Source organism: Pedobacter changchengzhani, from assembly GCF_004354365.1.
GTDB classification, from domain to species: Bacteria; Bacteroidota; Bacteroidia; order Sphingobacteriales; family Sphingobacteriaceae; genus Pedobacter; species Pedobacter changchengzhani.
In genome coordinates this window covers 116,639-130,755 of sequence record NZ_SJCY01000007.1, presented here as the reverse complement: position 1 = coordinate 130,755, position 14,117 = coordinate 116,639, and the positions used below count along the sequence as shown (strand labels likewise).

Below are 14,117 nucleotides of genomic sequence, written 5' to 3'. Positions count from 1 at the left end.
ATGATTTTAGACGCCAAAGCCATATATAAAATTGCCGATCTTGCTCGGATTCACATCGAAGAAAAGGATGTAGATACGTTGATTCCAGAAATGAATAAAATTTTATCCTTTATGGAAAAGTTAAATGAGTTGGATACAGCAAATGTAGCACCTTTGGTTTACATGAATGAAACGACAAATATTTGGCGCCAAGATGTGGTTAAACAAGAGATAGCAACCGTAGATGGATTGAAAAATGCAGCGAAGCATGACGAACAATTCTTTATGGTCCCAAAAATCATCGAGAAGTAAGATATTATCAAAATGATGGCTAAAGGTAATAATTTCTGCCTCCTTGTAACATCTTAGTATTTCTACCTGTCTAAAAAATAAAAAAATGCAACAATCACTCATCATCGTAAAAGACCTCGGGCGTAAATACGTTATCGGCTCTGAAGTTATTCATGCCTTAAAATCGGTTTCTTTAGAAATTAATAAGGGAGAATTTGTTGCGTTAATGGGTCCTTCGGGTTCAGGAAAATCCACATTGATGAATATTTTGGGCTGTTTAGATACACCCACAAAAGGGCTATATATTTTAAATGGTACGGATGTAAGTCACATGACGGATAATGCACTGGCCGAAGTTCGGAACCAAGAAATTGGCTTTGTGTTTCAAACCTTTAATCTTTTACCACGATCCACTTCGTTGGATAATGTTGCTTTGCCGTTGATTTATGCCGGTGTAAATAAAAAAGATCGCGATTTGAGAGCTAAAACAGCTTTAGAAAATGTAGGTTTAGGCAACAGGATGGATCATAAGCCGAACGAACTTTCGGGTGGTCAGCGCCAGCGTGTTGCCGTAGCAAGGGCTTTAATAAATAATCCTTCAATAATTCTTGCCGATGAACCTACAGGTAATTTAGATACAAAAACATCGGTTGAAATTATGGGTCTGCTAGAAGAGATTCATAAAAAAGGGAATACCATAATTTTAGTTACCCACGAGGAAGACATTGCTTTACATGCGCATCGTATTGTTAGAATGAGAGATGGTTTGATCGAAAGTGATCAGCCAAATGAAAACATTAAATCTGTTTCGCCACGGTTAGCCGCTTTAAATGATAGTGGTAAAGATTGGGAGAAAATTAATTAAACCCCTAAATCCCCTAAAGGGGACTTTTGGGATAAACGAAACTAATTTGCCCTTTTAGGGGGCTAGGAGGTATGAAAATCTACACAAAAACAGGCGATAAAGGCCAAACGTCGTTAATTGGTGGTGCCAGAGTGCCAAAATACCATTTGCGCATCGAAACTTATGGAACCGTTGATGAATTAAACTCGTATATAGGCTTAATATCTTGTCAGGATATTGATGAATCTTATAAATTGTTGCTCAAAGAAATTCAAGACCGTTTATTTACGATAGGTGCGTCGTTAGCCGCCGATCCGGAAAAATCTAAGATGAAGATTCCAGATTTGCACGAAAGCGATGTTGTTTTGCTTGAGGATAAAATAGACGCTATGAACGAAGAATTGCCACCTTTAAAGCATTTTATCCTTCCCGGCGGGAATACAGTTGTGTCTTATTGCCACTTGGCACGTTGTGTTTGCAGGCGAGCAGAGCGATTAACCGTGCAACTTGCAGAAAGCAGTTTTGTAGATGAGCGGGTTACGGTTTATCTGAACAGATTGAGCGACTTTTTATTTGTTTTGGCACGGAAACTGAATATGGATTTTAAAGCTGAGGAAAACATTTGGATTCCTCGTATATAATAGTTGAAAAATAAGTTTGTTTTGCTCAAAAATTTTGATATACTTTGCGCAATATTAAAAAGGTAAGAATTTAATTGAATTGAATTTATGTATTGGACATTAGAATTGGCATCGCACTTGGAAGACGCACCATGGCCTGCAACTAAAGATGAATTGATTGACTACGGAATTCGCTCTGGCGCACCGGTAGAAGTTATAGAAAACTTACAAGCATTGGAAGATGATGGTGAGCCTTACGAAACTATTGAAGAAATTTGGCCAGATTATCCAACTAAGGAAGATTTTTTCTTCAACGAAGATGAGTACTAAAACATCATTTAAACCCTTTCAGATAACGAAAGGGTTTTTTTATTGATTTTTTTCTGACAATTTTTAAACAAAACTTTACTCATTGTGTTAATACCATAACAACAATTTAAAAAACTAAAAAAATTAGAGTTATGGGAAATTTATTGTATTTAGTCGCGGTAGTATTAGTAATACTATGGATTATAGGTTTTGTATTTCACGGTTTCGGCGATGTTGGTAACATTATTCACGTACTTTTAGTAATTGCAGTTATTGCTATTTTATTAAAAGTTATTGGAAGAGCAACCTAATTATATTTAGAACCTTAAGCTAACATATTTTTAATATGCATTGCAAACGGAAATGGGAGATGATAAAATCATTTCCCATTTTTGTTCACTGAAAAATTTAGCTAAAAATTTTTTCGACTCGGTACATCAGTTAAGGCACTTCAAGGTTAAGTTAAGTCGTTTTTGCATTTTAGTTTTTGGTGACGATATCGACTAATAGGTAGAAATATATTTACAATTTATAAATATGTTTCGTAAATTTTTTTTACATTTAAATTATTTTGGTATGATAACATTTACGAGCACACTTCCTGATGATTTGATGAAAATGCTTTCTGATAAAGCAAAGTTGTTAAAGCTCCCGAAAAATAAGCTCATAGAAAAAGCTTTAGAAATTTATTTAGATCAACTCAATAAAGCTGAATATATTAAATCGTATAAAAATGCCGCAAACGATGAGGATTTATTAATGATGGCAGAAGAAGGTATGGTAGATTACTTTAAGCAAATAAGAGATTGAAGCAAGGAGAAATTTGGTACGCCGGTTTAGATCCTACAAAAGCTGGCGAAAAAGCTGGTTATCGCCCTGTTGTAATTTTGAGCGGAAATATGCTTAACGAGCATTTGCAGATTGTAATCACTGCGCCATTAACTACCAAAATAAAAAATTATCGTGGCAACCCAATCTTGATGCCCAATGAAACCAATGGTTTGCCAGAAATTTCTGAATTGATGATTTTTCATATTCGATCAATCTCAAAAGCAAGAATGCAAAAATGTATCGGAAAAATTGATAAAGCAGCGCTCGACTTAGCGCTCAGGACTTTGAACGATATTTTGAGGTATTAACTTCTTGTTTTCAAAATCGTTTCAGCCAATATTAAATCTTCTTTGTAAGTTATTTTGAAGTTAAATTCATCACCAGCCACTAAATTTATTTGATAACCAGCTTTTTCAACTACTGATGCATCGTCGGTAAAAAACGCATCATATTCTTGTTGGTAGGCTTTTCGTAACTGTGCAATTTGGAAAGTTTGTGGCGTTTGTACCAAGTAAATTTCTTTTCTGTCTAAAGCCGCTGATTTTCCATTTAATAGCCTTCTAATAGAATCTTTAGCGCCAACTGACGCAATTGCGTTACCGCTACTTGTTGCAGTTTCGAAACAAAGGTTAATTGTTTTTTGCGATGTTAAAGGTCTTACCGCATCGTGTATGGCTACAACTGCATTTTTATCATCTATAAGGCTTAATCCATTTTTTACAGAGTAAAACCGTTCTGAACCACCTTCAATAATTTGATGGGGAATTTGGAATTGATGATCGATAATAAGTTGTTGCCACAATGCCAAATGATCTTGCGCAAGCACTAATATAATTTTTGGGCAATATTGGTTTTGGTGGAAAGCTTTAATGGTGTGCATTAAAACCGGGAGGTTATTCAGCAATAAAAATTGTTTTGGCTTTTCGGTTTGCATCCGGGTTCCCGAACCGCCTGCTACAATTATAGCGTAATATTTCATGCTCTAAGGTATGAGATATGAGATATGAGATATGAGATATAAGACTCAATCACTCAAATCTCATATCTCATCATTCATAACTATATAATCAGCATGGCATCGCCATAACTGTAAAATTTATATTTTTCTTTAACGGCAACCTCATAAGCATTCATTACGTTTTCATAGCCACCAAATGCACTTACCATCATCAATAAAGTAGATTCTGGCGTATGGAAGTTGGTAATCATTGAATTTGCAATATTGAATTCGAAAGGCGGGAATATAAATTTACTTGTCCAATCGTTCGCAGGCTTTAAAGTTCTGTTAGCAGATACTGCTGATTCTATTGCGCGCATAGAAGTTGTACCCACAGCACAAATTCTTCTTTTTTCTTCTAACGCTTTATTTACCAAAGTTGCTGCTTTTTGTTCGATGATAAACTGCTCAGAATCCATTTTATGTTTGGTTAAATCTTCAACCTCAACAGTTCTAAAAGTACCTAAACCAACATGCAAAGTAACTTCTGCAAATTCAATACCTTTAAGTTCAAGGCGTTTCATTAACTCGCGACTAAAATGCAAACCCGCGGTAGGTGCAGCAACAGCACCTTCATGCTTAGCAAAAATAGTTTGATAACGTTCCTTATCTTCTGCAGTAGCTTTACGTTTAATATATTTTGGAAGTGGCGTTTCGCCTAAAATTTCTACATTTTTTCTAAATTCTTCATCGGTACCTTCGAATAAGAAACGAATTGTACGTCCGCGAGATGTTGTATTGTCAACTACTTCTGCAACTAACAAGTCGTCATCACCAAAGTATAATTTATTTCCAACACGGATTTTACGAGCAGGATCTACCAAAACATCCCATAAACGTAATTCTTTATTTAATTCGCGAAGTAAAAAAACCTCGATTGTTGCACCTGTTTTCTCTTTATTGCCGTATAAACGCGCCGGAAAAACTTTAGTGTTATTCAATATCATTACGTCTTTGTCATCGAAATAACCTAAAACGTCTTTAAAAATTTTATGCTCAATTTTACCGCTGTCTTTGTGTAAAACCATTAAACGTGCTTCGTCGCGTTGATCGGCCGGATTTTCGGCAATTAATGCTTCTGGTAAGTTAAATTTGAATTGTGATAATTTCATTCTTGATGAATTTTTTGAGGTGCAAAAATACGAATTAATTTTCTTTTTTCGTATTTTAATAAACGTAATGTACCTATTAAATGTTTTTATATTTACTTTAGTAGATTATTGGTGGTTTACAATCTTTTTTTAAATTTCTTGTAACCTTTATCTCCCGTATGTATCTAAACCTTATATTATGATTATTTTTAGACTAATAGGTGAGAGTTTCCGTTTTGCTTTTGATGCTTTGCGCCAAAACAGAATGCGTACGGTTTTGTCTTTATTAGCCATAACAATTGGAATATTTACCATTATTGGTGTGTTTTCTGGCGTGGATACATTTAGGAATAAATTGCAATCTAGCGTAGATAAATTAGGGTCTAAAACTATTTTCGTTGATAAATTCCCTTGGATTTTTGGCGATTATCCGTGGTGGAAATACATTAATCGTCCGCAACCATCTATAAGAGACTATACCTCATTAAACGAGCGTATGGGAAATGCTACTGGGATTGTATTTAAAGCGAGAAGCAGTAACCGAACAATTAAGTACAGGAGCAATTCTGTTGAAGGGGCAACCTTACTCGCCGTTACTCAAGATTTTAATAAAACATCAAACTTTGAGTTAGTGGATGGCAGATATTATACCGAGAGCGAAAGTAAATCTGGCTCGCCGGTATGTTTAATAGGCTCGGAAATTGCCGATGGTTTATTTAACGACGAAACAGCAGTAGGCAAACAAGTGCAAGTAATGGGTCGAAAAGTTACCGTTATTGGCGTGTTTACTAAAGAAGGTGAGGATATGTTAGGTACATCTTTAGATAATAACATTGTTATTCCATTAAATTTTGCAAAAGGGCTGTTTAATGTAGAAGATCAACAATACAACCCTCAAATAATTGTGAGCGGTTCAGATAATGTGTCGTTAGAGGAAAGCGAGAGCGAGGTGCGCGGTTTAATGCGCGCTATACACCGTTTAAAACCCGGCCAGGAAGACGATTTTGCGTTGAATAAAACCACCATGCTTTCTAACCAACTAGATACCATGTTTGATGCTGTAAATATTGGTGGATGGGTAATCGGCTTGTTTTCTATTTTAGTTGGTGGTTTTAGTATTGCCAACATTATGTTCGTTTCGGTTAAAGAGCGTACAAACATTATAGGTATCCAAAAATCGTTAGGCGCAAAGCGGTATTTTATTTTACTACAGTTTATTTTCGAATCTATAACCCTTTGCGTAATGGGTGGATTATTGGGTTTGCTTTTAGTTTATTTAAGTACGGTTATCATCGATTATTTTTTCGATTTCAAAATTGTATTGTACCTCAAAAATATAAATTTAGGCTTATGGATTTCTGTAGCCATCGGAGTGATTTCTGGTTTCTGGCCTGCTTACTCGGCATCTAAGTTAGACCCGGTGGAAGCTATACGGTCTTAATGCGTTTTTTGCAGTGTACAGCGTTTAATAAACCTTATTGAAGTGGAAAGCCGGAAACCCGGTTACTTACCGTATTTTGTTCTATTTAACGACATTGAATTCACGCAGAGGCCTTTTCGGGGCGGACTTGCAACGAAAAGAAGGACTGTACTAAGCGATGAAATACTAACTTACGTTTTCAAATAACATAAAAATAAAAAGAGTTAAGTATAAAATTGTTTTTCTTAGTTCCTCATAAAACTCTAGTATTTGTCGCATGCCCATCCGGCCAAGGTCAGAAATTTAAGGAAATTTAAAAAAAATGGTTTTGAAAAGTTAAGATAATTATATGGGCGTTTTAACACGCTTTACGCTATATCTCTTTTTCTGAAAAAGAAAAAAAGGATGTCGCTCCAATCGTTAACGCAAGAAAAAACCAAGCGGGAATGGCAAACGCTTTATACGATATTAAAAAACAAAACCCTCAGCTAAATTTAATTAACTAAGGGTTTTTTGCTTCTGCTTGAATATTGATTAACTCAATTTACCCAACGCTTCTTTAATTCTTCGTAATGCTTCTACCAAACTCTCGTCTGATGCTGCGTAAGACAAGCGGATATAATTATCGTTTCCAAAAGAATCGCCACCTACAGTTGCAACATGACCAACATTTAATAAATAAAGCGCTAAATCTGAAGAGTCTTTTATTACATTTCCATCGGCATCTTTTTTGCCAAAAAATGAACTAATTTCTGGGAAGAAATAGAATGCACCATCAGGAAGGTTGGTTTTAACACCCGGAATTTCATTTAATAAATTATAAACCAATTCTCTGCGGCGTAAAAAAGCTTTTTTCATTTCTAAAACACTTTCTAAACCTTGCTCGTAAGCCACAATACCAGCACGTTGCGAAATGGAACAGGTTCCAGAAGTGGTTTGCCCTTGTAACTTATCGTTAGCTGCAGCAATTTCTTTATTTGCAGCAATGTAACCCAATCTCCAACCTGTCATTGCGAAGGCTTTAGAAAATCCATTTACAATAATTACGCGATCTTTAACGCTATCGAACTGAGCGATAGATTCATGCTGATCTACGAAATTGATGTGCTCGTAAATTTCATCAGAAAGGATAAATATATTTGGATGTTTTTCGAAAACCTTAACTAAAGCTGCCAATTCATCTTTACTGTAAACCGATCCTGTTGGGTTACATGGTGATGAAAACATGAATAATTTTGATTTCGGTGTGATGGCGGCTTCTAACTGCGCCGGTGTGATTTTAAAATTGCTTTCAAGATCGGTGTCGATATAAACAGATTTACCTTCGGCCAAAACCACCATTTCTGAATAAGAAACCCAGTAAGGTGTAGGAATTATAACTTCGTCGCCTGGATTAATAAGCGTTAGAATAACATTCGATAGAGATTGTTTGGCACCTGTAGAAACTACAATCTGCGAAATATCGTAATCAAGATTGTTTTCAGTTTTAAGCTTGTTTACAATGGCTTGGCGCAATTCTGGATAGCCGGGAACTGGCGAGTAACGCGTGTAATTGTCGTCTAATGCTTTTTTAGCTGCATTTTTAACGTGATCTGGTGTGTTAAAGTCAGGTTCGCCAACACTTAAACTAATTACATTAATGCCCTTTGCGCTTAACTCGCGACCAAGTTTGGTCATTTTTAAAGTCGCAGATTCTGATAGGTTGTTGATTCTGGTTGATAAGATGCTCATGGTTAAATACTTTGAATGCAAATATATAAACCAAATATTATTCTGCACTAAAAAAGACTTAGTTTTTCACATTTAATTTAATTGATAACCGTATTTTTGCAGAAAATCATTAATGTGTCGGTAAAAAAGAGAGCTGTAATCATTTCGTTGTTGGTAAGCCTTATGTTAATGTTGGCTAAATTTTTAGCCTACTTTATTACAGGATCTAACGCCATTTTAACCGATGCTGCGGAAAGCATTGTGAATATAATTGCCAGTAGCTTTGCCTTCTACAGCATTTATTTAAGTACGCAACCGAAAGATGAGAACCATCCTTATGGGCACGGTAAAGTAGAATTTTTTTCGGCATTTGTAGAAGGTGTTTTAATTCTGATTGCTGGGGTTATTATTATTCTCAAGTCTTCATACAATCTAATTTATCCTTCGAAAGTGAGCGAGCTTTTAGTGGGTACTTTAATTATTGGTGTTACCGGGTTAATAAATATGATAGTAGGTCTGTACCTCTTAAATGTAGGTAAAAACGAGCATTCTGTAACGTTGCAGGCCGATGGAAGACATTTATTAACAGATACTTATACTAGTTTTGGTATTGTTATCGGTTTGATATTAATACAGTTGACAAATATTATTTGGTTAGATAGCCTTATTTCAATAATCGTTGGCTTTTATATCATTTATACGGGTTATAAACTCACAAGAAAATCCGTTGGAGGACTGATGGATGAAAGTGATTTGACCTTAGTGGAGGAAGTGGTTGATATTTTGCAGAAAAACCGCCACATTCCGTGGATAGATGTACACAATTTACGTACACAACAGTACGGACCAGAATTTCATATTGATTGCCATGTAACTTTGCCTTATTATTTTGATTTAAATAAAGTTCATAAAGAAATTTCTCAGATAGATGAATTGGTAAATAGTGGATTTAGGAAGTCTGAATTATTTATTCATGCCGATCCATGTTTGCCAAAATGTTGCAATTACTGCAAAATGATTGATTGCCCGGTTAGGTTCGAGCCTTTTAAAGCGGAAATTGTTTGGACATCAGAACTCGTAATCAAAAATCAAAAACACTTTGCAAATGACTTATTTTAACGTTAGGGTTTACGGATTGTTAATTAACGAAAAGCACGAGATTTTAGTTAGTGATGAACAAGAATATGGCGTAAAATTTAGCAAGTTTCCAGGTGGAGGCTTAGAGTTTGGAGAAGGATTGATTGACGGATTAAAGCGTGAGTTTATGGAAGAATGTAATGCCGAAATTGAAGTAATTTCTCACTTTTACACCACAGATTTCTACGAAAAGTCATCATTTAATGAAAGCCAACTGATTAGTATTTACTATCTCGTAAAAGAAATTGCGCCACTGAAATTAAACTTTAAAAGTAAAATTTTCGATTTTGATGGTGAAGGAGAAATTCTTCAAGCATTTCGATGGGTGAATATCGCCTTGCTGGATATTGACGAAATTACGTTTAAAACAGATAAAACTGTAGTGAAGCTACTAAAAGAGCTTTATTAGGAAGTAAAATTCGTATCCCTTTTTATTAAAGACGTGTTACGGTTTGAGATAAGTTCCATCAAAACCTACTCCTTATATAACTATCTGAAACAAAATATTGCATCACTTGTTCCATAAGTACATCAAAGTTAAAATATTATGGAAACAAATAAAGAAGAAGGTAAAGTTGTTAAGAACGACTTGCTTGATGAAAATGTAGAAGATGTAAAAGGAAACAGAACCTTGGATGAGAATAAATCATCAAAAATTACAACAAATTTATTCTCTAAAAATACCGAGCGGAAAAATAACTCCTTCGGGCCAGGCCACGAACCAGGAACTACCCCAGGAGCGGGAATTTAATTTTGTACGTTAATTTTTTACAAAAACTTAAATTTTAATAGTTAAATTTAAACCACGGCACCCGCTGTGGTTTTTACGTTAAATTAAATATGGAAAGAAGAAATTTTATTAAAAATTCTGCCTTAGCGATGGCGTTGCTGTCGATTTATAAAACCGATGTTTTTGCTCAGAAAAACTTGTTAAGTACTTATAACTTTAAGCCACTTCGTAATGGCGTTGGTGTTTTTGTAGAACAAGGTGGAACCATTGGTTGGTTAAATTCATCTAATGGTTTTGTAGTTGTGGATGCGCAGTTTCCTACAACTGCACCACACGTAATTGCAGAATTGAAAAAACTTGGTGATAAACCTTTCAAATATTTGATCAACACGCACCATCATGGCGATCATACCGCAGGAAATATCTCGTTTAAAGGTTTAACCGATACTATTATTGCGCATAAAAACTCGCTTATTAATCAAACTAACGCTGCAATTAAAGCAAATAACCTGGATCAACAATTGTTGCCAAACAGTACTTTTGGCAAAAGCTGGAATGCCAAAGTAGGAGAGGAGCACATTAAGGGCTATTATTACGGATCAGGCCATACCAATGGTGATGCGGTTTACCATTTCGAAAATGCAAATATTGTGCATGTTGGCGATTTAGTATTTAATAGGAGATTTCCGTATATCGACAGAGAAAATGGCGCTCATATTGGCAACTGGATTTTGGTTTTAGACAAAATAATGAGCCAATTTGATAAGGATACCCTGTTTATTTGGGGTCATAGTTTAGATCCTGAAAAAATTACCGGTACAAAAGAAGACATTAGGGCATTTCAAAATTATTTACAAAGTTTGCTGGCTTTTGTAGGTGGTGAAATTAAAGCTGGTAAAACTAAGGCAGAAATTTTAAACGCTACAACGATACCTAATGCATCAGAATGGCAGGGCGAAGGGATTCAGCGGAGTTTGATTGCTGCTTACGAGGAGTTAAAAGGCTTGTAGTTTTTACTGAATTTTGCATAAAAAAGGGGCATGTCTCAAAATTAATTGTGGAATTTTGTAGTAAGAGTTAAGTCCTCAAAGGCCGTCATTCCCGCGCAGGCGGGAATCTTAATGCTTTAGAAAGGCTACGAAACTACTCCTTTCTAAAGCATTAAGATGCCCTTCCGATAGCTATCGGAACGAGTTGAGCATGACGATAGCGCCAAATTTAATTCTTTTACAATTTCTTAACTTATTTTTTTGAGACAGGCCCCTTTTTTATGACGATTAAAAACCTTAAATCCCACCCTTTCTAATAACCTTTCTTTGTTCTGGCCATGCCATCGGCTTTCCTGTTTCCTCGTTTATAGGTAAATCGATTGATTTTTCGTTTGATGTTCTTTCTGGATCTTCGCACGCCATATAAACCATAATTGCGGCTAAAATAACATTACTTCTAATCTCATCAAAAACAAGTTTATCATAACTATCGCGGTTGGTATGCCACGTGTAAACCCCGTAATCCCAACTTGTTGAGCTTAATGAGTAACCTAAAGCACCTGCAGCTACAAAGGAAGCAAAATCAGAACCGCCCGAACTTGGTGCTCCTGGAAAAGTTGTGGTAATTTGATTTTTAATCGTATCGGGAACAGCAGAAAGCCAACGTGTGATATAATCTTTAGACTTTGCAAAACCCTGACCGTTGATGTTGTTTACTCTTCCTGTACCATTATCTTGATTGAAAAGCGCTTGCAAGTTTTTCACAACTTCTGGATGATCTGCTACAAAAGCACCCGAACCATTTAAACCCTGTTCCTCACTTCCCCAATGGCCAACTAAAATGGTTCTTTTTGGATTTGGATAAAATTTCTTCAAAATACGCATAGCTTCCATCATCATAATAGTTCCCGAACCGTTATCCGTTGCGCCACTCGAGCCATCCCACGAATCGAAATGCGCCGATAACATAACGTACTCATTCGGCTTTTCCTTTCCTTTTATTTCGGCAATGGTATTAAAAGTTGGCACCATTCCAAGTTTTTTAGATTCAGATTGGATTTTTAACATCGGTTTATTGCCGTTTAACGCTAACCTGTAAACCAAGCCATAATCTTCTAACGATAAATTTAGGGTTGGTACTTTCGTTGTATTTGCACCAAAAATTTTATCTACGCCAAAGCCTTCCGACCAATTGTTGATGATGATGGCAGATGCACCAGCGTTTTCTAAAGCAATAGACAAAGTTTTTCCGTTAAAACCACTTTTTCTCATTGCAATTGACCATGATTTATGAAATTGTTCTTTTTCTGTTTTATATTTATTAAACAAATCTTTGGTCGCATATTCCTCCCAATTTTTCTCTGGTCGGCCAGAAAGTTGATTCATCGATATTAAAACGATTTTCCCTTTTACACTTGGCAACCATTTGCTAAAGGCTATAGAGTCAGTTATTTCTGGTAAGATAATAGCCTCGGCATTTATCGTTTTGCCATTGGTTGAAGGGCTCCACGCAAGTTGTGTTCCTTCTAAAGTGCGCAGTCTTGGGCTGGTTAAATCAATGTGGGTAATACCTCTTTCCCAACCTGCCCATTCGCCCCATTTCTCATTTTTTGCAACAATACCCCAATCTGCATATTTTCTTACTGCCCAATCATTTGCTTGCTTCATTTGTGGTGAACCAACTAAACGCGGCCCAACAACATCCAAAAGTTCATGAGCCAAATTTTCTAATTGTGAGTTTTGATTTGCTTCTTTAACAATGCTACCGGTTATTTTATCGCTTTGCGCAAATAACATGGAGGTTGTAAAAAGCAACAACGTTGCAAATGGAATACGTTTATTCATAAGATTTAAGTTAGCATTGATTTTGCAAATTAAGAAATAAGCTTTTGTAAAACGCAGGGTATTAGAAATGTTGCAATATTTGTAATGCGTTTTTGTGAGAAATACAACCACTTAGCAATAAGGGAAATTTTAAAGCAACTTCGGTTTTTTGGCGCGAAATAGAAGCAAATTGCTTTATATCAGTTATTTAGGTGGTATTTTGAGAGCGTTGCTGGTAATGTGCACCGTTAAAATTGGGATTTCGAATAAACGGCTGAAGAGCAAGCAGTGCTTTTGAAAGATGGCTAAAATTAACGATTGCTATTCCAAGCTTTGGCCAAAAGCACTGCTTTGTAGATTATTGTAAGTATTAATTATTTTTTTGAACAAAAAAACACTTTAGTTATTCATCATTTTTAAAAAAGATCCAAGTTTAGCTTTCATTGCTCTTCTGTCAACAATAAAGTCGAGAAAACCGTGCTCTAAAACAAATTCAGAAGTTTGGAATCCCTTGGGTAAATCTTTTTTGATGGTTTCTTTAATTACTCTTGGTCCGGCAAAGCCGATTAAAGCTTCTGGTTCAGCAATATTGATATCGCCGAGCATGGCATACGAAGCCGTTACACCACCAGTTGTAGGATCTGTTAATAACGATATGTAAGGAATTTTAGCTTGACTTAACAAAGCGAGCTTTGCGGATGTTTTTGCCATTTGCATTAAAGAAAATGCCGCTTCCATCATTCTTGCGCCACCTGATTTGGAAATCATCAAGAATGGAATTTTATGTTTGATAGAATAATCGATAGAACGCGCAATTTTTTCGCCAACTACCGAGCCCATAGAACCGCCGATAAAAGCAAAATCCATACAAGCGATTACTAAATCTTGCCCTTCAATTTTACCCACACCAGCGCGAATTGCATCTTTTAAGCCAGTTTTAGCTTGACTTTCGATAATTCTTTGCGTGTATGGTTTATTGTCGTTAAAGTTAAGTGGATCGCCTGAAGTTAAATTGGCAAACAGTTCGGTAAACTCGTTATTGTCGAATAAAACTTCGAAATATTCTTTAGAACCAACACGAAGATGAAAGTTGCAGTAATGGCAAACGTATTTGTTTTCCTGAAGTTCTGCCTGATGTAATGGTTTTTTACAATTTGGACATTTGTTCCACAACCCATCAGGTGCCTCTTTTTTCTCTTCGGTTGTGGTAATGATACCTTTATTTTCTCTTTTAAACCAAGCCATATTATTTTTTAAAGAATCGGATTGCAAAGAAACGAAAAATATAATCAAATTTATGAATAACCAATCATCAAATTTTAAATATCAAAATAGCCTAGGTTTA

The 14,117-nt window shown here is 35.7% G+C and carries 17 protein-coding genes; 12 read left to right on the top strand and 5 right to left on the bottom strand.

Going from position 1 to position 14,117, the window contains the following annotated elements:
* From gatC to EZJ43_RS11215, 7 genes are all read left to right on the top strand, one after another.
* Positions 1 to 291 carry an Asp-tRNA(Asn)/Glu-tRNA(Gln) amidotransferase subunit GatC gene (gene gatC / locus EZJ43_RS11245; protein WP_133262813.1) on the top strand — a complete coding sequence of 97 codons (291 nt, stop codon included), beginning with the start codon at positions 1 to 3 and terminating at the stop codon, positions 289 to 291.
* 85 nt (positions 292 to 376) lie between these two features.
* Entirely contained in the window at positions 377 to 1,135 is a 759-nt protein-coding gene (locus EZJ43_RS11240) for an ABC transporter ATP-binding protein (protein WP_133262812.1), read from the top strand.
* 71 nt (positions 1,136 to 1,206) lie between these two features.
* Entirely contained in the window at positions 1,207 to 1,755 is a 549-nt protein-coding gene (locus EZJ43_RS11235; protein WP_133262811.1) for a cob(I)yrinic acid a,c-diamide adenosyltransferase, read from the top strand.
* 87 nt (positions 1,756 to 1,842) lie between these two features.
* Positions 1,843 to 2,064 (top strand): DUF2795 domain-containing protein, encoded by a 222-nt coding sequence (locus EZJ43_RS11230; RefSeq protein WP_010603503.1) that lies wholly within the window; start codon positions 1,843 to 1,845, stop codon positions 2,062 to 2,064.
* Positions 2,065 to 2,195: 131 nt separating this feature from the next.
* Positions 2,196 to 2,354 carry a lmo0937 family membrane protein gene (locus tag EZJ43_RS11225; RefSeq protein ID WP_133262810.1) on the top strand — a complete coding sequence of 53 codons (159 nt, stop codon included), beginning with the start codon at positions 2,196 to 2,198 and terminating at the stop codon, positions 2,352 to 2,354.
* A gap of 265 nt (positions 2,355 to 2,619) precedes the next feature.
* On the top strand, positions 2,620 to 2,853 hold the full coding sequence (locus EZJ43_RS11220; protein ID WP_133262809.1) for a CopG family transcriptional regulator: 234 nt from the start codon (positions 2,620 to 2,622) through the stop codon (positions 2,851 to 2,853).
* Positions 2,850 to 3,182 carry a type II toxin-antitoxin system PemK/MazF family toxin gene (locus EZJ43_RS11215; protein ID WP_133262808.1) on the top strand — a complete coding sequence of 111 codons (333 nt, stop codon included), beginning with the start codon at positions 2,850 to 2,852 and terminating at the stop codon, positions 3,180 to 3,182. The genes EZJ43_RS11220 and EZJ43_RS11215 overlap by 4 nt, the downstream gene beginning before the upstream one ends.
* Here EZJ43_RS11215 and EZJ43_RS11210 read toward each other — a convergent pair.
* Positions 3,179 to 3,853: a 2-C-methyl-D-erythritol 4-phosphate cytidylyltransferase gene (locus tag EZJ43_RS11210; protein ID WP_133262807.1), complete on the bottom strand. Its 675-nt coding sequence runs from the start codon at positions 3,851 to 3,853 to the stop codon at positions 3,179 to 3,181. The two genes, EZJ43_RS11215 and EZJ43_RS11210, sit on opposite strands and share 4 nt — an antisense overlap.
* 80 nt (positions 3,854 to 3,933) lie before the next feature.
* Positions 3,934 to 4,983, bottom strand: coding sequence for a tRNA preQ1(34) S-adenosylmethionine ribosyltransferase-isomerase QueA (gene queA, locus EZJ43_RS11205; protein ID WP_133262806.1), 1,050 nt, complete (start codon positions 4,981 to 4,983; stop codon positions 3,934 to 3,936).
* Positions 4,984 to 5,161: 178 nt separating this feature from the next.
* On the opposite strand from queA, the gene EZJ43_RS11200 reads away from it, so the two are divergent.
* Positions 5,162 to 6,403 carry an ABC transporter permease gene (locus tag EZJ43_RS11200; protein ID WP_133262805.1) on the top strand — a complete coding sequence of 414 codons (1,242 nt, stop codon included), beginning with the start codon at positions 5,162 to 5,164 and terminating at the stop codon, positions 6,401 to 6,403.
* A 513-nt stretch (positions 6,404 to 6,916) separates the two neighbouring features.
* Here the strand turns inward: EZJ43_RS11200 and EZJ43_RS11195 are convergent.
* Positions 6,917 to 8,113 (bottom strand): pyridoxal phosphate-dependent aminotransferase, encoded by a 1,197-nt coding sequence (locus tag EZJ43_RS11195; protein WP_207924616.1) that lies wholly within the window; start codon positions 8,111 to 8,113, stop codon positions 6,917 to 6,919.
* Positions 8,114 to 8,227: 114 nt separating this feature from the next.
* Between EZJ43_RS11195 and EZJ43_RS11190 the strand changes: the two genes are divergently transcribed.
* The 4 genes from EZJ43_RS11190 to EZJ43_RS11175 all read left to right on the top strand — a co-directional run bounded on the left by EZJ43_RS11190 (position 8,228) and on the right by EZJ43_RS11175 (position 10,969).
* Entirely contained in the window at positions 8,228 to 9,211 is a 984-nt protein-coding gene (locus EZJ43_RS11190; RefSeq protein ID WP_133262865.1) for a cation diffusion facilitator family transporter, read from the top strand.
* Positions 9,198 to 9,638 carry an NUDIX domain-containing protein gene (locus tag EZJ43_RS11185; RefSeq protein ID WP_133262804.1) on the top strand — a complete coding sequence of 147 codons (441 nt, stop codon included), beginning with the start codon at positions 9,198 to 9,200 and terminating at the stop codon, positions 9,636 to 9,638. Before EZJ43_RS11190 ends, EZJ43_RS11185 begins: the two co-directional genes overlap by 14 nt.
* Positions 9,639 to 9,776: 138 nt before the next feature.
* Positions 9,777 to 9,980, top strand: a complete 204-nt coding sequence (locus tag EZJ43_RS11180; RefSeq protein WP_133262803.1) for a hypothetical protein — start codon at positions 9,777 to 9,779, stop codon at positions 9,978 to 9,980.
* A gap of 89 nt (positions 9,981 to 10,069) precedes the next feature.
* The gene (locus EZJ43_RS11175) at positions 10,070 to 10,969 is read left to right on the top strand and encodes an MBL fold metallo-hydrolase (RefSeq protein WP_133262802.1); all 900 of its coding nucleotides are present in this window, start codon (positions 10,070 to 10,072) and stop codon (positions 10,967 to 10,969) included.
* Positions 10,970 to 11,245: 276 nt separating this feature from the next.
* Here EZJ43_RS11175 and EZJ43_RS11170 read toward each other — a convergent pair whose 3' ends face one another.
* Positions 11,246 to 12,793 (bottom strand): M20/M25/M40 family metallo-hydrolase, encoded by a 1,548-nt coding sequence (locus EZJ43_RS11170; RefSeq protein WP_133262801.1) that lies wholly within the window; start codon positions 12,791 to 12,793, stop codon positions 11,246 to 11,248.
* A 378-nt stretch (positions 12,794 to 13,171) separates the two neighbouring features.
* On the bottom strand, positions 13,172 to 14,017 hold the full coding sequence (accD, locus tag EZJ43_RS11165) for an acetyl-CoA carboxylase, carboxyltransferase subunit beta (RefSeq protein ID WP_133262800.1): 846 nt from the start codon (positions 14,015 to 14,017) through the stop codon (positions 13,172 to 13,174).
* Positions 14,018 to 14,117: the final 100 nt, after the last annotated feature.

Coding starts and splice junctions, on each gene's coding strand:
- EZJ43_RS11240 (WP_133262812.1), top strand. CDS start 377: ATGCAACAATCACTCATCATCGTAAAAGACCTCGGGCGTAAATACGTT.
- EZJ43_RS11185 (WP_133262804.1), top strand. CDS start 9,198: ATGACTTATTTTAACGTTAGGGTTTACGGATTGTTAATTAACGAAAAG.
- gatC (WP_133262813.1), top strand. CDS start 1: ATGATTTTAGACGCCAAAGCCATATATAAAATTGCCGATCTTGCTCGG.
- EZJ43_RS11180 (WP_133262803.1), top strand. CDS start 9,777: ATGGAAACAAATAAAGAAGAAGGTAAAGTTGTTAAGAACGACTTGCTT.
- EZJ43_RS11230 (WP_010603503.1), top strand. CDS start 1,843: ATGTATTGGACATTAGAATTGGCATCGCACTTGGAAGACGCACCATGG.
- EZJ43_RS11195 (WP_207924616.1), bottom strand. CDS start 8,113: ATGAGCATCTTATCAACCAGAATCAACAACCTATCAGAATCTGCGACT.
- EZJ43_RS11170 (WP_133262801.1), bottom strand. CDS start 12,793: ATGAATAAACGTATTCCATTTGCAACGTTGTTGCTTTTTACAACCTCC.
- EZJ43_RS11200 (WP_133262805.1), top strand. CDS start 5,162: ATGATTATTTTTAGACTAATAGGTGAGAGTTTCCGTTTTGCTTTTGAT.
- EZJ43_RS11225 (WP_133262810.1), top strand. CDS start 2,196: ATGGGAAATTTATTGTATTTAGTCGCGGTAGTATTAGTAATACTATGG.
- EZJ43_RS11175 (WP_133262802.1), top strand. CDS start 10,070: ATGGAAAGAAGAAATTTTATTAAAAATTCTGCCTTAGCGATGGCGTTG.
- EZJ43_RS11220 (WP_133262809.1), top strand. CDS start 2,620: ATGATAACATTTACGAGCACACTTCCTGATGATTTGATGAAAATGCTT.
- accD (WP_133262800.1), bottom strand. CDS start 14,017: ATGGCTTGGTTTAAAAGAGAAAATAAAGGTATCATTACCACAACCGAA.
- queA (WP_133262806.1), bottom strand. CDS start 4,983: ATGAAATTATCACAATTCAAATTTAACTTACCAGAAGCATTAATTGCC.
- EZJ43_RS11210 (WP_133262807.1), bottom strand. CDS start 3,853: ATGAAATATTACGCTATAATTGTAGCAGGCGGTTCGGGAACCCGGATG.
- EZJ43_RS11235 (WP_133262811.1), top strand. CDS start 1,207: ATGAAAATCTACACAAAAACAGGCGATAAAGGCCAAACGTCGTTAATT.